The sequence below is a fragment of the Paenibacillus graminis genome (assembly GCF_000758705.1).
Lineage (GTDB): Bacteria > Bacillota > Bacilli > Paenibacillales > Paenibacillaceae > Paenibacillus_AQ > Paenibacillus_AQ graminis.
In genome coordinates this window covers 1,696,010-1,716,508 of record NZ_CP009287.1, presented here as the reverse complement: position 1 = coordinate 1,716,508, position 20,499 = coordinate 1,696,010, and the positions used below count along the sequence as shown (strand labels likewise).

Below are 20,499 nucleotides of genomic sequence, written 5' to 3'. Positions count from 1 at the left end.
CAACCCCTGCATAACTCCGCTCTCTCAGACGGGCAGAGGCTCTCAATCAACCAACCGCGGCTTGTGGCATGTCCCCAGTGTACCGGGCCCCCACTCTGTGCCGCCAGAATGACATTGGTACATCCAATCATTGTCACAGAAAGCTACTTCACCGAACCCTGCATAACCCCCTGGATAATGTATTTTTGAGCGAACAAATACACAATAACTACCGGCAGAATAGTCAACATCAGGCTCGCCATCAGAGGACCGTAATCGACCGTGTAGGTGCCGTAAAAGGAAAAAGTGGACAGAGGCAAAGTGCGTTGTCCAGGCTCAACCAGGATCAGTGATGGAAGCAGGAAGTCATTCCAGATCCATAATACATTCAAAATCCCGATGGTCACAGTCGTCGGTACCAGCACCGGAAATACAATTTGAAAGAACATTCGTATTCTGGAGCAACCGTCAATCATCGCGGCCTCTTCCAATTCCTTGGGGATGCTTTTAATAAAACCGTGATAGATAAAAACGGCCAGCGAGCTGCCGAACCCCAGGTACATAAAGATCAGTGAAGTCTTGCTGTTCAGCATGTCGAGAGATCCGTATATTTTTACCAAAGGAATCATTATCGCCTGGAACGGAATAATCATGGAGGCTACCATAAACAGAAAGGTATTCTGGTTCAGCCTGCTGGGATTGCGCACAAAATAGTGGGCGGTCATGGCACCGCAAATCCCGATCAGAATGACGCTGAAGGCCGTGATGATAATTGTATTGGTGAATGCGTCTAAATAGTTCATCTGCTTAAAGGCATTGCTGTAATTGGCGAACTGAAAGCTGGTAGGCAGGGCCAGCGGGTTAGAAGTGATCATCGCGTTTTCTTTCAGGGAGTTTAGCAGCAGCAGCAAGAAGGGAATGAGAAATAAAACCAGCAGAATAGCCAACACAACGAATTTTGCTGCTGAGCCAAGCTGTCTTTTGACGTGCATCAGGCTTCTACCTCCATCTTTTTGCTGAAATATACCTGCAGCAATGTGATTACGGCCACGAGCAGGAACAGGACGAACGCTTCAGCCTGGCCGACACCGTAGTCCCGCGACAAGAAGGCTTTTTGGTAGACGTGCATGGACACAAGCTGTGTGGAGCCGAATGGGCCGCCCTTAGTCAGAGTCAAGTTCAAATCATAGACCATAAAGCCGCGTTGCAGCGACAGAAAAAGACAGACGATAAACGAGGGCACCATCATGGGAATGGTCATACGGATCAGCTTTTGCCAGCTGTTGGCCCCGTCAATGCTGGCGGCTTCCTGAATATCAGCAGGCACACCGGTTAATCCCGCCACATAAATCACCATCATATATCCGGCATACTGCCAGATGGTAACAATGACCAGCGTCCAGAAGGCCTTGTCCGGATCAGCCAGCCAGGATGCGCTGAAGATGCCGATGGAGGCTTTTTGCCCCAGGTAGACCAATACATTATTAAAAATAAATTGCCAGATGAAACCCAGTACAATGCCGCCTACCAGGTTTGGCATAAAAAATCCTGCCCGGAAAACATTCTGGCCCTTGACACTTTTGGTGAGGGCATAAGCAAGCAAAAAGGCCAATACATTGGTGAGCACCACGGTGAACAGCACATATTTGAGTGTAAGTCCGAAGGAACTCCAAAATTCCGAGTCCGCAAAAACCGATCCGTAGTTCTTGAAGCCGACCAGAGGATGGGCAACCGAAATGCCGTCCCAGCTCGTAAAGGTTAAGTAAATACCGTATATAAAAGGAATAATCATTACGGTCAAAAAGGCAAATAAGGTCGGCCCGGTAAACAGAAGCCGCACCCGCAGCCGGTTCCAAAAACCTTTTTCTCCTATCATTGCATGGTCACTCTCCTTCGTGTTGAAAACCGGCAGGGCCGGAAACAGCCCTGCCGGCAGAATCACATTACTTTACTTTTTTCCAATAGTCCCCAATCTCTTTGGCCAAAGTGGCCCGGTCGCCGGCCTTGGACAAATACTTCTGCATGGATGCCCCCACTTTAGTCCAGTGGTCAGCCGGCAGATCGCTCAGAGAAGGTTCCACATTACCTGCGGCCAAATAGGCTTGAATCGACTTGCCTAACGGATCTGGTGTTTCCATGGTAATATTCTTGAAGGCAGGGACGATATTGGCTTTATTCACCAGGAACTCTTGTCCGGCTTGATCATATACGATCCAGTCAAAGAATTTTTTGGCCGCCGCTTGCTGCTCCGGAGTTGTCTTCTCCTTGTCTACAACAATACGTTTGCTTACAGCAGCAGAAATTTGGGCGTTGCCGTAATCATCGGGATTATTGCTGATGGGCACAGGGAGGAAGCCATATTGCTTGTCGGCTGTATCAAAGCCGCTGATTTGCGGCCATGCCCAGTTGCCCATAAACCAGATGCCTACTTCACCCTTGCCCAGCAGTTCAGGTCCCTTCTCATAAGTTGGAGAAAGCGGAGAGGCCTGATCCATGTTGTACTTCATCATCACATCGAAGGTGTCCATCAGCCCGTTGAATACCTTGTTGGAGGACAAATCCGCAGTTCCTGCTTTAAGGGAGTCGATAAAGCCGGAAACCTCCGTGCTGTCCTTACTCTGCCCTCCGTAAGCAAGAGGAAGATAATGAGCGCCAAGCGACCAGTCCATTGGAGAAATGGTGAGGGCTTTCTTTCCGCTGGCTTCTATTTTCTTGAACAGCTCTTCCAATGCAGATGTGGTATTGATCGAAGCAGGATCAAAGTTACCTCCTACAGCTTTATCCAGGACCTGTTTGTTGTAGATCAGGCCATATCCTTCAACCGCCAGCGGGAAAGCATAGTTTTTGCCGTCAATGGTTGTCAGATCAAGCGCGCTGTCAATAGCGTCGCCGTTCCACTTCTCATCGCCCAGTTCAAGAATGTGGTCCTTGAATTTGGCTACATCCCCGGTATCCAGCATAATCATAGTAGGCTGATTCCCTGAAGCATAAAGCGTGGAAGCTCTTTCAAAAGGCGATGTGCCGCTAGGCACTTGCTGAATTTCCAGTGTGATGTCTGGATATGCCTCATGAAAGCTCTTGGCCGCATCCTCTAATTGGGTTTGAATTTCACCTTTGGAATTAAGCAAAGTGATCTTGACACTTTTATCCGTGCCGGATTTATCTGAAGAGGTGGTGGCTTGGCTGTTGCTGTTGCTGTTTCCACAGGCAGACAAAGAGGCGGATAATATCAAAGTAAGCGCTGTTAAAGATATCTTTTTAAATCCATTCATGTTTACATTCCCCCGTCGTTAGTTTAGATAAAGAGATTTGAAAGCACTTTCAAATCATCTTCAAAATGATTATATGTCAAAGGTTTAACATATGTCAATCCTTTGACATAAAAATTCGCAGCGTTGCTCTCAAAATAGCGTTGAGAGCAGATGATAAACCGGTGGTTCGCCCTCTTCACGGGCCCGGGAGCTGCGGTACATCAGCAAAGTTGCGCGTGAAGCCCGTATCATCGGGGCAAGGCCCAAGTATTAAGACAGGTATAAAAACGACCACCTGCTCAAAGCAGGTGGTCTAAGAGAAATTAGTATCTTACAAGGAAGTGTTGGACCGCTATTGGAAATTAAATCTTCAGCCGGTACACAGCCTTGTTCTCCAGCCCCCGGATGAACGGTGTCCATTCCTCCGTCTCAGGTGTTGTATCCAGTGCATCCTCTACCATTTGCAGCTTCGCATCCATCGCGTCGATATGATGCAGGGCCACGGCCTCCGCCGTCTGCGGCTGCACCGGGCTGCCCCATTCACCCAGGTTATGATGGGATAATACCAGATGCTGCAGGCCGAGCACTTTTTCCGATTCCAAATCAATGCCGGAGCGGATCGCGGCCTCGGTAATCCAGTTCGAAGCCATGGAGATATGTCCGATCAGCTTGCCCTGCACACTGTAATCAGACACAATCCCGAACTGCGAAATCATCTCTTCCGGCTTAGCGATATCATGCAGGATAATCCCCGCCTTCATCAGGTCGGGATTGAGGAACGGACGCTGCTTGCAGAGAAACTCGCCGATTTCCAGCATCCGCACCATATGATAGGCAAGTCCGGCAAAATAAGCGTGATGATGGGTTTTGGCCGCCGGATAATGCATTAATTTCTCTTCCACCTTAGCCACACAAAAAGATACGATCGTGGCGATCTCCGGGTCGGTGATGCTCGCCATAACACCTTTGATTGTATGAATCAGATCAACCGGCCGGATCGGGGCGGACCTGATAAAATCAGTGAGAGAGACGTTGTCACTATCATTGGCGAGTCTGATCTTGGTTATTTTTACCTGAAGCTTCTCACGGTACGTATGCGCAATCCCGCGGATCTTCACCAATGCCATCGGGAAAAAGGTTTCTTTATCCGTCGTGCTTGCATCCCAGAACTTGGCCGAGATCTGGCCACTGGAATCACCCAAAACAATATCAAAATAATCCTTTGGAGGAGTACCGTTTGTTTGTTTGATTGCCAGCTCTCGCAGCAGATAAAAGCCGACAAATTCATCCTGTGGAGATAGCTGTTTAATTAATGTCATTTTTGGAGCCTCCTATTACTGACAGGACCTAAGCCTGTTTGTGTATATTAAACTTTAGACATTCATCTCCGAAATCCCTTTAATTACTATACGATTCCTATTTCTAATTATGCCCTTGTCCCACCACAAGCCATTTTTACCCCATTCCGCCTGCTCCGCAAAATCTTAATCATAAACGGCATAAAATATCCCCATAAAGCGGGGCCTTTGCCTGGAAGCTGATTCAGGTACTTTGCAGAACCCCAATATTACTTTCTGACATGTAAAAAAAGGGGTATCCCAGGCCATGTGCATGGCCCGGAATAACCCCTTCATGATGACTCCTAGAAAATAATTATTTCCCTGCTGTTTCCAGTGCAGCTTTGATGGCTTCTACCGCTTTGGCGGAGACTTCCTTCTCAGCGTCATTGCTGCCGAATGCCGCTGCACGGTATCCATATTTGTGCAGGCCATTGCCGGTCGAAGTATTTTCGATCTCTGCCTTCACAGCCTGTTCAGCAGCAGTCAGCTGATCGTAAGTTTTTACTTTGCCTGCTGCATCCAGGTAGTAAACAATCATGCTCACTGGAACGTTATATTTTACAGTAACCATTACATTTACAGTTTTGTCGGTGCTTACACCAATGAAGGTTCCGTTAAAGTAAGCAGCCTTGCCGGCTTCAACCACTTCAGCTTTGCCGTATGCTCTGTCCACCGCAGCCTTCAACGCATTGCTGCTGCTGGTTGCCCCGGAAACCGCATCCACTTGCTGTGCACCTTCTCTGGTGCCTGCGGCAAGGAAGCTGGCTGTCAGCTGCGGAAGCGCTTTTTGCACTTCAGCATAAGCGTTTTTGCCCAGGTCAACCATATTCATGCCTACACGGCTCAGAGCAACATTTACGATTTTGCCGTTGCGCAGAGTAACATCAGCTTTGTTTGTTCCTTTGTCATAAGCGTCGCCATAGGCAGTGAAGGTACCGTCTTTATAAGCGCCCTGCTCCTTGGAAGCATTGGTCAAAGCGTCTGTCAGTGCAGCTCTTGCCGCTGCAGTCAACGCTTCTTGACCAGTAATGTCAGCGATTTGTACACCTTTGTCAAGAAGTCCTGCGGTCAATTGTTCAACCAGAGTTTTCTGTTCAGCAGTCAGCTTATCGTCTGCAATCAGTTTGCCGTCTGTTCCGAACAAGCTTAATTTGATGCCCGTTACCTGGTCTCCCGCTACATCAGCAAGCATAAAGATCTTGGACGCATTGTCCACACCGGCAAATTTGCCGTCGAAGTACTGGCCGGCAGCCGGAACCTTCAGAGCCTTCTCAAAAGCCCGTTCTACAGCCTGATTCCAGCCGTGGCTGCTTTCGGTAGCGCCGGAAATTCCGTCTACCTTCTCATTATAATTAGCGATATAAGAACCGTTAGCAAGCAGTTTAGCCGTCATTGGAGCGTTGGCCTTCACTACTTCAGCATAAGCGGTTGCGCCTCTGTCGATCAGGTTGGTGCCCAGTCTGTACAGCTTCACATCCACCAGCTTGCCGTTGCGGATCACTACATCGGCTCTTTCTACACCCACGCTTCTTGCAGTGCCGTAGGAAGAATAGAATCCGTCAATATACGCTGAGGTGTTGTTGATGCTTGCGTTTTGTTCTGCATCCCGGAAGGCTTTGATGGCAGCCTTGGACTCCGCCTCGAAGCCTGCAACCGGCTGGGCGGAAGAACCGTTTGCGAGCAGTACCGGTGTAATTGCGGCAATGGCTGCAGTTTGTTCAGCAGTGTAGGTTTTTTCGTCCACGAAATCACCGGCTGCAGTCAGCGGATACAGCTTCACAGCAGTAAGCTTATTAGCATCGTAGCTGGCGAATACAGCATATTTGCCTTCCGGATCTACACCCATATGGTCGCCTTCAAAATAAGCGGCATCCGCTGGTTTGACCTTAAGCGCTCTTTCAAACGCTCTGTCGACCGACAGCTTCCAGCCGTTGCTGGAGCGTGTTGCGCCGGAAACCGCATCCACGGCTGCTGCGCTGTCTCTGGTCTGGCCAAGCAGTCTGTCCTTCATCAGCTTGTAGGCTGCCCACACGCCGCTGTAGTTCTCGCGGGCATTTCTGTCGATAAGCTTCGGGCTGGTTCTCAGCAGCTCAATGTCAGTGATTTTACCGTCTTTAATGGTTACCTTAGCCCCTTCAGTACCTTTGGAGTAGGCATTGCCGTAAGCTACATACACTCCGTCCTGATACACATTTTGCTTAACCGTTACAGGTTTTGCGGTCGGTGCCGGTGCAACAGTTGCAGTTGGCTTGGCTGTTACAGTTGGCTTCGCTGTTGCGGCAGGTTTCGCTGTTGCCGTTGGCTTTGCGGTCGCTGCAGGTTTCGCTGTTGCCGTTGGCTTTGCGGTCGCTGCAGGTTTTGCTGCCGCTTCGGCTGTTGCCGCCGGTTTAGCCGTTGCTTTCGGTGTTGGTTTCGCGGTTGGCTTCGGTGTTGGTTTCACGGTCGGTTTGGGTTTTGCTGTCGGTTTTGCTGTTGGTTTTGGTGCAGCCGGTTTGGCTGTAGCCGCAGGTGCTTCTTCCGAAGCCGCTGAAACCGCATCCACCTTTAGATTCAAGGCAGGTGCATTAATCGTATACGCGAGTGGCGCGAGCAGCAAAGCTGCGCTGACAGTCAAAGAAATTAACTTTTTCAATGAGTATTCTCCTTTATCATATCCCCAGTAGTATGTAGCCTTTCAAAACCAAGCTTCTTCATAGTCTCTCTCTTCTGTTCTTATGAAAGCCTATTCATAAGACATTAGAGGCCATCCCCCCTCTCCCGGTCTTGCGCAACCATCCGTGCACCCAAAGATGCCATTTTATATGCCTCATTAAAGGTGAAACATTTCACATAATAAGGTGAATTAATTCACAAAAAAAGGATTCAAGTCTGCTAGCGGCAATTTCTGGCTTGATGGTATCAAAATTATCCTTTACTTCTCTGTATACTAAATCACATACCCTATAAGAAACATCACTATTTCACAATTCACTCAAAAGACAACCTCACTTTCTCTCTCAATTCCTTCCATTTACTCCTCCTTATGATAATCATGTGATTCCTTATATTGTATTCTCAATAATGGATGTGATATTTTAGAGTGATGTCAAGTTGATGGAAAGGTGGCTTTTGTCATGCTGACCCGCACTCCTATCGGAGTGATTCTCGCTCAGATTGGAACACCGGAAGCTCCCACTGCCAGGGCTGTCCGGCCCTATCTGCGCCGGTTCTTGTCAGACCGCAGGATTATCGATTATCCGCCGCTCTTCTGGCAGCCCTTGCTGAGGGGAATTATTCTGCGCACCAGGCCGCGACGCTCCGCACTGCTGTACAACCAGATCTGGCAAAAGGATGGATCGCCGCTGCTGCTTCATTCACTGGACCAATGTGCCGGGCTTCAGCGGCTGCTTGGCAGCCGTTATCTGGTGGAACTGGGACTCGCCTATAGTGCGCCAAGCATGGAACAGGCAATGGGCAAGCTGGAAGCGGCCGGCGTCACACGAATGATCGTCGTTCCGCTTTTTCCGCAATACTCTTCTACAACAACCGCTTCGGTTTATGATGCTGCGAGCTTTGCCGCTCTCGGGCGGCGCAGCGCCAGCGGGCCGGTCACCAAACGGTTTGTGCCCGCACTGCGTTTCATGGAAGCCTACTATAATGAACCCGGATATATCTGGGCGATGAAAGAGCATCTTATGCAGCAGATCAGCCGCTTAAGCCTGCCGCCTGACTATTATGTGCTGAGCTTCCATGGCATTCCCCGCAGGTATGCAGATACCGGAGATCCATACCCGCTGCAGTGTCTGGAAACGGCGCGCCTGCTTGCGGAGGCAATGGGCTGGGAGACGGGATGCTGGCAGGCCGCCTTCCAATCCCGCTTTGGACGGGAGGAATGGATCGGTCCCCCAACTTCTGAAGTCCTGAAGGAACTCGCCGGACGCGGTATCCGCAGACCTCTGATCTTCTCTCCTGGCCTTACGACCGACTGTCTGGAAACGCTGCATGAGCTGGAAATCGAAGGCCGGGAACATTTCGCTGCGGGCGGCGGGCAGCCGGAAAACTTCGCTATTGCACCGTGCCTCAACGACAATGAGGAGTGGCTCAGCTTTCTGGCAGAGCTGGTAGAGCGGAATGCCCAAGGCTGGATCTAGAGGTATGCCTTGTAAGTGGTGAACAGAGCAAAACGGCTGCGCTGCCGCACAGCCGTTTTGAGTTGCCGGAGGACCTTGTCATTCGCGCTCACTGGGTAAACCTATTCTTTTCCTGAACCGGGCAACAGGCCAAGTGGAAAAAGTGAACTTAAATCTCTCCATTCCCTCTCTCCGCAAGCGTTAGTTGGAAAAAGGATCACTAATCCGGCCGGTTCCCACCTTTTCAAGAGAATTCCCTTAGATTAAGTCTACTTTTTCCCACTAGCATCTCTGCAACACGCTTTTCAAGCCCATTTAAGTCCACTAATTCCACTTCACTCTCCACCAGCTTGTCAATTCCTATAATTCAAAAAAACAAGCCGCCCGTCCGCGCATAGTTATGCGGGAGAAGCGGCTTGTTAACCTGATTCCGTAAGGAAGCTCTGAATGAACGGCACTCTCATACGGTCAATTGTTTGTATTTGGCGGTCAATTCCTCGAACCATTGCTTATCCTGCAGCGACAGTGCAAAATCGATCAATTCGGCAATTTCTTCCGGCTGCAAATCCGGCGAGTCATTGAAGCTGACCTCAGCCCAAGCCATCGCCGCACCATTGGCGCCTTCGGCAAAATCATAAGAAAAGCGGAGCTTGATATCACTTTCCAGAAATTCGCTTCTCAGGAAGTACAGCACTTCGCACATCAGAACCGGCCGGGTATGGCTCTCAAAGACACAATCCATGACTTTGGCCCAGTAGTGCTGGTTGCTGAGGTGCAGCTTATCATTCGTAAGCAGATACTGCTCCCCTTGAAAATCATTGACGAATCTCAGCTCAACCGGCTCTATTTTAAAAATCGCAGCAATTTGCTTTCTGGTGATATTCACGATGTCCTGTGTATCTAATCTCATCATTTCATACACCCCGTTCCACATATTTGGTCTTTCCGTACCTTGTTATCTTCACAATATGCAATAATTTTAATTAATTTAAAAATATTATCGTCTATTTCCTGCAGATTGTTAATGTTTTTATAAAAAATTTATAAAAATATGTTTCTTAATGTGATGAAATGGTTAAAATATAAGTTTTGTTTACAAATTCGTTACTTTTGGCTGCCAAAAGAGAGTCTGAAAAGACCAAGCAAACTGATCCTGCTAAGCTATTATCCCTACACAAAAAGGGGTGCTCCAGTCAAAATGATGACTGCAGACACCCCATCGCCTAGGACCGATATGAAAGTTAGACGAACAAGGATACGAGCCCAATCCCCTCTTCCGGTGAGATACGGACCAGGCCTTTATCGGAAATACGCAGTGTCGGGATCACGGCCAGCGCAAGCAGGGACAAGGTCATAAAGGCATAATTCAGCGTGCAGCCCGAATCATACAGCGCTTTGCTGACCGCCGCAGACTCCGCTGCTGCAATTTCGAAGGGTTTTACGGACATCAGTCCGGCAATAGCCAGCAGAAAAAGCGTGGTTCCGGTTCCGGTAATTACAGCCACACCGCCCTGAGCTTCTGCAACCGCCCCCGCCGCTTGTGCCATCAGCCCATCATCATTGCCAATCACCAGCACGTTGTGGCTGTCATGGGCAACGGTCATGGCGATGGCGGCAGGCTCATGGAAGCCGATTCCCGCTACAACACCAACCGACTTGTTGCCGGTCCCTTTGTGGCGCTCCAAGACCGCTATTTTGCACAGACCGTTTCCTACTTGCAGTCTGCCTTCTGCGACCGGCAGGTCCAGGATCAGCTCCTCTGTCTCCACATGGTTCTCTATGACTCGGATCACCCGGGTTAAGAGACTGCCTGATTCAACCGGCGCATGGATCACAAAATCCTCCGCTACAGGCAGCTTCAGCAAATGCACCGAAGCCAGCACCTCGCCGGGATAGGTATATGGCGCAAGCGAAGCGGTCATGATGCCATTTTCAGCAACTACAGCACCTGCCGCAATAGTCATTACCACATGCACATCCGCCAGATTTCCATCCAGTAAAATAATATCGGCACAGGAGCCGGGGGTAATCGATCCGATATCACGGGCAACGCCAAAGCGCTCGGCCGTGTTGATCGTCGCCATCTGAAAAGCGGTAACCGGCTTCACTCCCTGCGAGATGGCATGGCGCACCACAAAATCCATGTGCCCCTCATCGCGCAGCGATTCCGAACTGCGGTCATCGGTCACGAGCAGCATCCGGCGCGGGTCCAGCCCATGCTCCGTATGTGCGGTGATCGTCTTCGCCACATCATGCCAGGCGGAGCCGCGGCGCATTTGGGCATACATGCCCAGACGGACGCGCTCGATCACATCCTCGGCTGTAACACACTCATGATCGCCTGTTACGCCGGCGGCGGCGTACACAGGCAGTCTCCAGTCATCCGCCGGCCAGGTGAAATGCCCATCCACCACCCGGCCGGCGCGCAGGGTCGCCTGAATTTCCCCGAGCATTTTACTGTCTCCGTAGACCACACCGGGGAAGTTCATCACTTCGCCCAGCGCGATCACATCCTCGCCCCAGGTGTACGCCTCCGCTACCTCTTCCGGTCCGATGGACGCGCCGGTTGTTTCAAATTCCGGGCCCGCAGAAGGCACACAGGAGGCGACCTGCATGTAGGCAGCCAGCGGTGTTCCGCGCATCTCCTCCAGCATCAGCTTAATCCCCTTCAATCCGAACACGTTGGCAATCTCATGCGCGTCGAAGAAGCCGCCCGTTGTCCCAAGCGGAAGCACCGCCCGGGCAAATTCGGTTACGGTGAGCTGCGTGCTCTCAATATGGCAGTGTCCGTCCAGCAGTCCCGGAGCGATGTATCTTCCGGCTGCTTCGATTACCCGGGTGCCTTCGCCGATCATGTGCGAGACATCTTTGCCAACATAGGCGATGCGTCCGCCTTGTACCGCAACGGACATCCCCTCCAAAATTTCACCAGAACAGACATTGACCAGCTTCCCCCCGGTAATGACCAGAGTGGCGGGCAAATCGCCACGGGCGGTAGCCACAAGCTCCGGCACACAGTCCGCGAGCGGTTTTCTTGTAAATGACATGTCTCTCACTCCTTTAGATTCACTATCCAATATACATCCACTTCTATATATTCAGCAAAAACGGCCTCACGGTTCCCCTCCGGGACCCGCAGCCGTTTCTGAATTCAACATCTATTCCCTGCCGCCCCCGGAACAGCCCGCAGCGGTTTGTGCAAGCATACAACCGGATGCTTTTAACCCGGCTTAAGCCTCATATACATCAAGCGCCGCCTGTACGCCAAGCCCGCACGGAACAGCATAACCGTGCCGCAGCAGCACGGCCTCCAGCGCTCCAAGCAGACGAAGCACATTATTCTCGCGGCAGCTGAAGCCCATCGTGCCAATCCGCCAGATCAGACCTTTGAGCGGACCAAACGAGCTGGCGATCTCAATACCGAAGCGCTCAAGCAGCATGGCCCTGACCGATTCGCCGTCCACACCCTCCGGAATAAGCACACAGGTTACGACTGTCAGCTTGCTCTCCGGGTCACCGTACAGCTTCAGCCCCATCGCTGCCAGTCCGGCAACCAGCGCCCGTTCGTGCAGGACATGCCGGGCATGCCGTTCCTTCAGCCCTTCCTCCAGCACGAGCCGCAGACCTTCCCGCAGCGCATAGAGCATGGAGGTCATCTCTGTATGGTGATTCAGCCGCTGTTCACTCCAGTAATCCTGCAGCATGCCCAGATCGAAATAATTGCTGCCCACCACAGGCAGTTCGCTGCGCGCAGCTCCGCCAGTGCGCAGTCCGCGCTCTACCTGCTTGCGCTTCATCAGCTTGGCTTCGGCGCGTTCATTGTAGGTTATAGGCGCCATGCCTGACGGAACGGACAGGCATTTCTGCGTGCCGCCGATGACGGCATCCAGCATCCAGGCATCCGTCTCCACCGGCACACCGCCGATGGTCGCCACGGCATCGACGATCAGCAGCGCACCGTGCCCGCGGCACGCCCGCCCGATTTCCGCCAGCGGCTGCACCCGGCCTGTCGAGGTCTCGCCATGAACCATCGCCACTACATCGGGTCGAAAGCTCCGAATCGCGGCAATGACTTCCTCCGGGGCGAACACGCTGCCCCAGGCCTTTTCAATAGTGAACACCTCGGCCCCGCAGCGTTCGGCGATCTCATGCAGCAGATGGCCGAACCGGCCGAAGATCGGAATCAGCACCCGGTCGCCCGGCGCGATCAGGCTGACCATAACAGCTTCGATACCCGAGCGGGAGGTGCCGTCCACAGGAAAAGCCCATTGATTCCCCGTCGCAAACAGCTCACGCAGCATCCCCATCGTCTCATTCATAATGTCCGTAAATTCGGGATCGAACTGGCCGAGTACCGGAAAAGACATCGCCCGCAGCACACGCGGATCGACTTCCACCGGCCCTGGGGTCATAATGCACCGCAGGGACGGCGACAAATCTTCGTACCGCTTCATGATCATCTCTCCCTCTATAAATTCAGCTCACCTCGTAGGCGAGCCTATATAAAAGTGCCGTTAGGACATTAAGCCCGGCCGCCAGCTCTTCCGGTGAAGAATATTCCTCCGGCGAATGGCTGATCCCCGCCCGGCTGGGCACAAAAATCATCGCCGTCGGGCACTCCGGGGCGAACAGCTGGGCATCATGCCCCGCCCCGCTCACCATGCGGCGGAAGCTTCTCCCCTGCTCCAGGCAGATCTGTTCAAGCGCCTCGCAGAGCGCCTGGTTCATCGGTGCCGGAGAAGTGGCCAGCGTGGGCACAAGCTCAAGCATAAGCCCGCGCCGCGCCGCAATCTCTCTGAACGCTGCTACGAGTGCAGCGCAGAAGCTCTCCAGCCGCGCCGCCTCACTGTGGCGGATGTCCAGCGTGAACTGCACTTCGCCCGGAATCACATTCGGTGTGCCCGGGATTACCTCCAGCCTGCCGGTGGTTGCTACAAGCGGAGCTCCCGCTTCCACAGCAGACCGTTCCAGCGCACACAGCATCTCCGCTGTACCGGCAAGCGCATCCCGGCGCAGCCCCATCGGCGTTGTCCCGGCATGATTGGCTGTTCCCGTCACCCTCACGGCGAAGCGCCGTTGGCCGGCAATCGCCTGGACGACCCCAATCTGCAATGCCGATTGCTCCAGAAGGATGCCCTGCTCGATATGCAGCTCGACGTACATCCCGATGTCTTCTCTCCGGGCGGAATTCCCGCTTTTATCAGAGGACTCTTGGCTTCCCCCGGTACCCGGTCCGCAGGCATTCATTGCCTCCATTAGTGTAACACCTTCCGGATCGGCAATGGAATCTCCTGCCCTTCCGTCATAGAGGCCCGTAATATTGCCCGAGCCCCAGAAAGTCAGCGGGAAGCGGCTTCCCTCCTCCTCACAGAACGCAGCAACCTCCAGCGTGCGCAGCGGCGGCCCAAAAGTCTCCGCCAAATAATGCAGCGCGGTGACAGCGGCAGCCACTCCGTAGGCTCCGTCATATTTGCCGCCGTTCACAACGGTATCGATATGCGAGCCGGTTAGAATGACACTACCGGAATGCTGTGATCCGTTCAACCGCCCAAAGACGTTGCCGACGGAATCCGTATGAACCTCAAGCCCGAGCCCAGCCATTTTCTCCTGCAAAAAATGCTGTGCCCCGCTCCACTCCGGCGTGTACAGCAGCCGGGTAACCCCCGGCCCCGGCGCGCTGAATGCCGCCAGCTCCTCCAGCAGCTTCTGCATAGCCGCAGCCGGGGCGTGAATGACCGGCTTCTTCATAGAGCCTGCTGCCCGCTATAAATCTGCAGCCACTCTCCTCCGTCCGCTGACACCACTCCTTGTTCAGCGGTGTATATCACCTTCCCCCGGCAGACCGTTGCTGTAACCTTGCAGGATAAGGTCATTCCAGTGTATGGACTGTGCTTGTGCCGGTAGAGCAAATCCCCGGCAGCCAGCGTATAACTGGCTTTGGGGTTCAGCAGTACCAGATCCGCATCCAGCCCGGGAGCAATGGAGCCTTTGCGGTGATCCAGTCCAAAACGCCGCGCAGGCCGCCCCGACAGCAGTGCAGAGACTTGGGTGACCGGCAGACCGCGCATATGCACGCCTTCATGGAACATCAGCTCCAGGCTGCTCTGCGCCCCGGAGATACCGCCCCAGGCTTCAAAGAAAGTTAAACCCGGGTCAAGCTTAAGCTCCGGCGGACAAGGCGAATGGTCGGATGCAATCAGATCAATCCGGCCCTCCGCCAGCACCTTCCACAGCTCTTTCTGCTCTTGCGCGCTGCGGAGCGGCGGCGCACATTTGGCTACCGGTCCGAGCCGTTCCATGCTGTCTTCATTCAGCACCAGGTAATGCGGACAGGTCTCTGCTGTCACATCCAGTCCGCGCCCCTTGGCGGCGTGGATCATTTCAATTGCTGCGGCGGTGCTGATGTGTACAAAATGCAGCCTGCAGCCGGTACGCTCGCTGTAGAGCAGCGCACGGGACACCGCCTCAAGCTCCGCTGCCGCCGGCCGGGATGACGCGAAATCCCGCGCACCGGTCCTGCCGCTGCGGACAGCATCTGCAGACAGCACAGCCGTAATGTCCTCGCTCTCCGCATGCAGGGCGAGAATGCCGCCGAGCGCAGCGATCTTTTGCATCCCCAAATATAGCGCCGTGTCATCCACCTCACGGAACCGTCCTTCCCCTTCGCCGCCGGGATTGGAGATAAAAGCCTTGAACCCTGTCACTCCAGCCGCCGCCAGCTCCTCCAAATCCCCCAGATTCCCGGGAACCAGACCGCCCCACAGCATATAATCAACTGCAGAATTCCCGGAGGCGGCTTCCGCCTTCAATTGAAGTGCAGCCTTATTCACCGTAGGCGGATTGCCGTTCAGCGGCATATCCGCATAACAGGTGCAGCCTCCTGCCGCCAGTGCAGCCGAGCCGCTGCGGAAGCCTTCCCAGTGACCGAACGCCGGTTCATTAAAATGGACATGCATATCAATCATCCCCGGCAGCACATACTGCCCCTCTGCATCCATGACGGTTGTAGCTGCTGCAGCCTGAAGGTCCTGGCCCAGCGCGGCAATTTTGCCGCCCCGTACCCCCACATCCAGCTTGCGCACTTCTCCGGGCAGCACGACATCCCCATTTCTGATAATAAGCTCATATGTTTCCTTCATGTATCGGTCACCTCCGGTCATTTGCCCCTGCTCTTCTCAGCTTCCCCGGTATGTACTGTATCCTCCGGGCGCAACAAGCAGCGGAACATGATAATGCTCTGCCGCATGGATGATATTGAACCGGATCGGGATCTGTTCGAGGAAAAAGCTCTCTCCATCGCCCAGCTGCTCCTCCAGCCTGCCTCCGCGAAAATAATCCCCTGCCATGAACAGCAGCTCATAGCAGCCGGGAACCAGCTCCGTTCCTTCCAGAAGCGGAGCATCCAGCCTGCCGTCATGATTCGTCTCCGCTTCCCGCAGCAGCTTCCCTGCACCTTCCGCGAGATTCCAAAGCTGCAGCTTCATGCCTGCGGCCGGCAGTCCCCGCGACAGGTCCAGTACATGAGTCGTCAGGCGCCCGCTCATGCTTCCTTCTCCCGGATCAGATCGTTCAGCCGGAAGGCGGTAATTTTGCCGATCTCGGCAAGCGCCTGCTCCCGCTCTTCCTCGTATGAACGGTTCACACGCGCTTCAATGGACTGAATGATGTCATCCTTATTCTTGCCGCGCACGGCCAGGATAAAGGGAAAGCGGAATTTTTCCGTGTACGCCGCGTTCAGTTCCGTAAGCCTTGCAAATTCTTCCGGGCTCAGACGGTCCAGACCCGCTCCCTGCTGCTCTGACGCCGACAACGGGCTAACCTGCAGCCGGGTCGCCAGATCCGGGTGTGCACGCAAAAGCGCTTCTACCTGGCTATGCTCCGCATTTCGCGCTGTATCCAGCATCAGGCTGTGCAGCTGGGCAGTGGATTGAAACGGAATATGCTTATAGGCCCCTTCCGCCACCCATGGCGAATGTTCAAAGATTCCGCCGAGATTCGCCACAAATTCCTCCTTGGGCATACGGTTAAGCTCTTCCAGTGTCAAAAATAAAGGTGGTATCGTCATGAGTTCCCCCTCTTCCTCCAGTTATTCTCAATCCTAAATTATATTAATTTTAACTTTTTTCAGTTAGAAAAGCCCATCCTCTGCATTCAACCAAGGCGGCACTCCGGTATTCAGAACCGCTGTTCACGAATATAAGGCGTTCCCAGGGATTCCGGTGTGCCGGATGGCTTGTTGCGGTTGCGGTAACCGAGATACATAAGCACCAGGATGGTTACCACGTAAGGAATCATTTTGAGGAAATACGGCGGAACAATACTGCCGAGCAGTTGAATGCGGAAGCCCAGTGAATCGAGCGCCCCGAAGAAATAGGCACAGAATAATGCGCGCAGCGGATTCCATCTGGCGAAAATGACGAGACCCACCGCAATCCAGCCCCGGCCTGCTGTCAGCCCTTCATTCCATGTCGGCGCGTATGCGAGCACCATATCGGCACCTGCAAGACCAATCAGCGCCGTTCCTGCGGTGATATAACTGTAACGGATCAGCTGCACACGAATTCCCATGACATCCGCTGTCGCCGGACTGTCTCCGACTGCCCGCAAATGCAGCCCCCAGGAAGTACGATGAATCAGGAGATGCAGAGCCAGCACCAGCAGCAGGCTGAACCAGGTCAGACCATCCATCCGGCCAAAAATATCTCCGACCACCGGAATCCCCTTCACCCAGCCCAGATCCAGCTTGGGCGAAGTCCCCGGCAGCGGAATGCCGCTGATGGACTTGCCTAAGTAAGCGCTGAGGCCACTGCCAAACAGCGTCATTGCCAGGCCGGACATGGTCTGGTTTGCGCGCAGGGTAACGCACAGGAAGGCATGGACCAGACCCAATACGGCAGTTACGGCTATGGCTGCAAGCAGGGCCAGCAGCAGGTTTTCACTGCGGATGTAGACGATACAGGTCGTGACCGCCCCCATTAGCATCAGGCCCTCGGCACCCAGCTGGATGATGCCCGCCCGTTCATTCAGGATGCCGCCAAGTGTAGCGAGGAGCAGTGGTGTTCCGGCGGAGATGGCGGCTATTAATAACTGTGTCGTGAAATCCATGGTTATACTCCCTTCTCTAAGAGGATGCTGCTATGCATTCCGGCGGATACGGAAACGGTGGATCATCTCGCCGGCAATCAGGAAAAACAGGATCGCACCCTGCAGCATTTCCGAAATGGACGAAGGCAGTCCGATGGTCTGCACACTGTAGCCGCCTACAATGAGGCCGCCGAACAGGACCGAGGTCACGATAAGGCCCAGCGGATTCAGCTTGGCAAGCCAGGCGACAATGATCGCTGTATAGCCGTAACCCGGCGAGATTCCCTGCATCAGCTTGTGGGTCACCCCGGAAACTTCGGCCATTCCTGCGATTCCTGCCAGGCCGCCGCTGATCAGCATGACGATAATAATATGCTTTTTGATGTGAATCCCCGCATAACGCGCAGCGGTAGGGTTGGCTCCAATCAGCTTCAGCTCATAGCCCCAGCGGGTGAAGCGGATCATTAGATAATAGATAGCTACTGCTACCAGACCAAAGATCAGCCCGATATGCAGTCTTGTGGTCCCCAGCACCGGCAGCGACTGGGCAGCAGTGAACATCGGCGAACCCGGGAAGTTGAAGCCCTTAGGGTCCTTCCAGGGACCAAACACTACATAGTCGAGCGCCAGCAGTGCCACATAATTCAGCATCAGCGAGGTTATCAGTTCATTGACGCCGAAATGCGTCCGCGGAATGGCCGTCATGAGTCCCCAGAGCGCTCCGGCGGCCGTTCCGAATACGAGCATCAGGGCAATAGACCAGAAGGAAGACAGACCGGGAAAATATATCGTCACCGCGGTCGCGGCCATTGCTCCGACGGTCAGCTGGCCTTCCGCGCCGATATTCCATACGGAGATCCGGTACGCGACAGCGATGCCTAGTCCGCAGAGCAGCAGCGGAATTGCTTTGACCAGCGTTTCCGTGATGCCGTAAGAGGTGCCGAAGGCCCCGCGGAACATTTTGTCGTATACAGTAACCGGGCTCATGCCGTTGGCCGCAATGAACACCGCACAGAGCAGAAGTGCCAAAATAATGGACAGAATGGGTGACCACCAGGGAGAACGCGTGCGGCTTGCATCATACTCCAGACGCATTGGGAACCTTCTGGCGGATTTGGCCGAGGCGGAATTCAGCAGCACGGAATCACTTGCACTTTTGGAACTCATATCGCGCTTGCCTCCTTATTCCGGATGCCGGCCATGAGCAGGCCGATATTCTCCCGGTCCGCGTGTTCATGATCACTCTCCCCAATAATCGAACCGTTATAGATCACCAGAATCCGGTCAGAGAGCTGGAGCAATTCATCCAGGTCCTCTGAAATCAGCAATACTCCGCTGCCCGTGCCGCGCAGCTCCATCAGCAGCTCATGCACACCGGCAGCAGCTCCTACGTCCAGCCCCTGTGTGGGATGGACGGCAACCATCAGCTTCGGCTGGCGGCTGACCTCACGGGCGAACAGCAGCTTCTGCTGATTGCCGCCTGACAGCTGCTGCACCGGCGTATCCAGCTCAGGCGTCTTAACATTGAAGCGTTCGACCAGCTCCTGTGACCAGGAACGGTTTTTGGCTGCCTTCAGGAATCCGAACCTGGAGTGGTCGCTGCTGCGGTAGGACTTGAACAGCAGGTTATCCACGGAGCCCAGGCGTCCGGCGAGGCCGCTCTTCATCCGGTTCTCCGGCACATGGGAGATTCCCGAATCAATGGCGCCCCGTACCGAAGCCGATTTTACCGGCTCACCATCAAATATGATCTCGCCGTTCTTCCAGGTTCTCAGCCCTGTCAGCACTTCTGCCAATTCCTTTTGTCCATTGCCGGCCACTCCGGCAACCCCTACAATCTCCCCTTCGCATACTTTAAGGGACAACCCGTCCAGCGCCTTGCGGCCATGATCGGCAGCGACCTCCAGATTATTGACAATCAGGAGCGGATCACCGGCCGCAGCTTCACGCTCCTGCCTGGTGATTTCAACCTCGCGCCCAACCATAAGCCGCGCCAGTTCCAGCTCATCAGTCTCGGCAGTGGCCAGCGTTGCTATCATTTTTCCTTTGCGCATGACAGAAATCCGGTCTGAGGAGGCCATAACCTCCTTCATTTTATGCGTAGTCATGATGACCGTCTTACCGGCCTGTTTCATGACCTGCAGTGTCGCAAACAGCTGCTCCACCTCGCCGGGAGTCAATACCGAGGTCGGTTCATCCAAAATGATGATCTCCGCCCCGCGGTAAAGTGTCTTAACGATCTCCACACGCTGCTGCTCGCCGACGGACAACTGCCAGATCGGACGGTCCACCGGGAACTTCAGCCCGAACTGCTCCGCCAGACCTTCAATTTCCTTGTGTTTGTTTTTAATCCATTTGCTGCCCCGCCAGAAAGACGACTTTTCGCCAAGCACGATATTTTCCGCTGCCGTGAGACTTTGCACCAGTCTGAAGTTTTGAAAAACCATGCCGACGCCAAGAAGCGCAGCATCTTTGGGGGAACGGATTTTGGCGGGCTGGCCGTGAAGGAGAATTTCGCCCTCATCCGCTCTGTACACCCCTGACAGCATACTCATGACTGTGCTTTTACCTGCTCCGTTCTCACCAAGCAGCGCGTGAATCTCACCCGCATTTGCCGAAAAATCGACTTGATCGCTTGCCGTTACAGATCCGAACTTCTTCACGATCCCGCGCATCTCAACCGAAGGGTCCTGCATAATGGACGCTCCTTTCCTTATAGTTGTAGTACGGGTGGGA

The 20,499-nt window shown here is 53.7% G+C and carries 16 protein-coding genes; 1 reads left to right on the top strand and 15 read right to left on the bottom strand.

Annotation, left to right across the window (positions count from 1 at the left end):
- Nucleotides 1–143: 143 nt before the first annotated feature.
- The 5 genes from PGRAT_RS07380 to PGRAT_RS07360 all read right to left on the bottom strand — a co-directional run bounded on the left by PGRAT_RS07380 (nt 144) and on the right by PGRAT_RS07360 (nt 7,202).
- Nucleotides 144–971, bottom strand: a complete 828-nt coding sequence (locus PGRAT_RS07380; protein WP_025707088.1) for a carbohydrate ABC transporter permease — start codon at nt 969–971, stop codon at nt 144–146.
- Complete coding sequence (locus PGRAT_RS07375) at nt 971–1,855, bottom strand: carbohydrate ABC transporter permease (RefSeq protein ID WP_025707087.1); 885 nt, start codon at nt 1,853–1,855, stop codon at nt 971–973. Before PGRAT_RS07375 ends, PGRAT_RS07380 begins: the two co-directional genes overlap by 1 nt.
- Before the next feature lie 67 nt (nt 1,856–1,922).
- A complete protein-coding gene (locus PGRAT_RS07370; RefSeq protein WP_025707086.1) occupies nt 1,923–3,251 on the bottom strand; it encodes an ABC transporter substrate-binding protein in 1,329 nt (442 codons plus the stop codon).
- 341 nt (nt 3,252–3,592) lie between these two features.
- On the bottom strand, nt 3,593–4,549 hold the full coding sequence (locus PGRAT_RS07365) for a 3'-5' exoribonuclease YhaM family protein (RefSeq protein ID WP_025707085.1): 957 nt from the start codon (nt 4,547–4,549) through the stop codon (nt 3,593–3,595).
- 334 nt (nt 4,550–4,883) lie between these two features.
- On the bottom strand, nt 4,884–7,202 hold the full coding sequence (locus tag PGRAT_RS07360) for an FMN-binding protein (protein WP_052415698.1): 2,319 nt from the start codon (nt 7,200–7,202) through the stop codon (nt 4,884–4,886).
- Between the two features lie 481 nt (nt 7,203–7,683).
- Between PGRAT_RS07360 and hemH the strand changes: the two genes are divergently transcribed.
- Entirely contained in the window at nt 7,684–8,700 is a 1,017-nt protein-coding gene (hemH, locus tag PGRAT_RS07350; RefSeq protein ID WP_025707083.1) for a ferrochelatase, read from the top strand.
- 439 nt (nt 8,701–9,139) lie between these two features.
- On the opposite strand, the gene PGRAT_RS07345 is transcribed toward hemH, so the two are convergent.
- From PGRAT_RS07345 to PGRAT_RS07300, 10 genes are all read right to left on the bottom strand, one after another.
- Nucleotides 9,140–9,592 carry an IDEAL domain-containing protein gene (locus tag PGRAT_RS07345; protein ID WP_025707082.1) on the bottom strand — a complete coding sequence of 151 codons (453 nt, stop codon included), beginning with the start codon at nt 9,590–9,592 and terminating at the stop codon, nt 9,140–9,142.
- 328 nt (nt 9,593–9,920) lie between these two features.
- Nucleotides 9,921–11,726: an adenine deaminase gene (locus tag PGRAT_RS07340; protein ID WP_042266301.1), complete on the bottom strand. Its 1,806-nt coding sequence runs from the start codon at nt 11,724–11,726 to the stop codon at nt 9,921–9,923.
- A gap of 183 nt (nt 11,727–11,909) precedes the next feature.
- Nucleotides 11,910–13,133 (bottom strand): pyridoxal-phosphate-dependent aminotransferase family protein, encoded by a 1,224-nt coding sequence (locus PGRAT_RS07335; RefSeq protein ID WP_042266299.1) that lies wholly within the window; start codon nt 13,131–13,133, stop codon nt 11,910–11,912.
- 22 nt (nt 13,134–13,155) lie between these two features.
- Nucleotides 13,156–14,427, bottom strand: a complete 1,272-nt coding sequence (locus PGRAT_RS07330; protein ID WP_025703566.1) for a M20 family metallo-hydrolase — start codon at nt 14,425–14,427, stop codon at nt 13,156–13,158.
- The gene (locus tag PGRAT_RS07325) at nt 14,424–15,818 is read right to left on the bottom strand and encodes an allantoinase (RefSeq protein WP_042266298.1); all 1,395 of its coding nucleotides are present in this window, start codon (nt 15,816–15,818) and stop codon (nt 14,424–14,426) included. The genes PGRAT_RS07330 and PGRAT_RS07325 overlap by 4 nt, the downstream gene beginning before the upstream one ends.
- Before the next feature lie 36 nt (nt 15,819–15,854).
- Nucleotides 15,855–16,223: a hydroxyisourate hydrolase gene (gene uraH / locus PGRAT_RS07320; protein WP_025707820.1), complete on the bottom strand. Its 369-nt coding sequence runs from the start codon at nt 16,221–16,223 to the stop codon at nt 15,855–15,857.
- Complete coding sequence (uraD, locus tag PGRAT_RS07315) at nt 16,220–16,744, bottom strand: 2-oxo-4-hydroxy-4-carboxy-5-ureidoimidazoline decarboxylase (RefSeq protein ID WP_036706142.1); 525 nt, start codon at nt 16,742–16,744, stop codon at nt 16,220–16,222. The genes uraH and uraD overlap by 4 nt, the downstream gene beginning before the upstream one ends.
- A 110-nt stretch (nt 16,745–16,854) precedes the next feature.
- Nucleotides 16,855–17,784, bottom strand: a complete 930-nt coding sequence (locus PGRAT_RS07310) for an ABC transporter permease (RefSeq protein WP_025707818.1) — start codon at nt 17,782–17,784, stop codon at nt 16,855–16,857.
- Between the two features lie 30 nt (nt 17,785–17,814).
- Complete coding sequence (locus PGRAT_RS07305; RefSeq protein ID WP_025707817.1) at nt 17,815–18,930, bottom strand: ABC transporter permease; 1,116 nt, start codon at nt 18,928–18,930, stop codon at nt 17,815–17,817.
- On the bottom strand, nt 18,927–20,459 hold the full coding sequence (locus PGRAT_RS07300) for an ABC transporter ATP-binding protein (protein WP_042266296.1): 1,533 nt from the start codon (nt 20,457–20,459) through the stop codon (nt 18,927–18,929). Before PGRAT_RS07300 ends, PGRAT_RS07305 begins: the two co-directional genes overlap by 4 nt.
- Between the last annotated feature and the right edge of the window lie 40 nt (nt 20,460–20,499).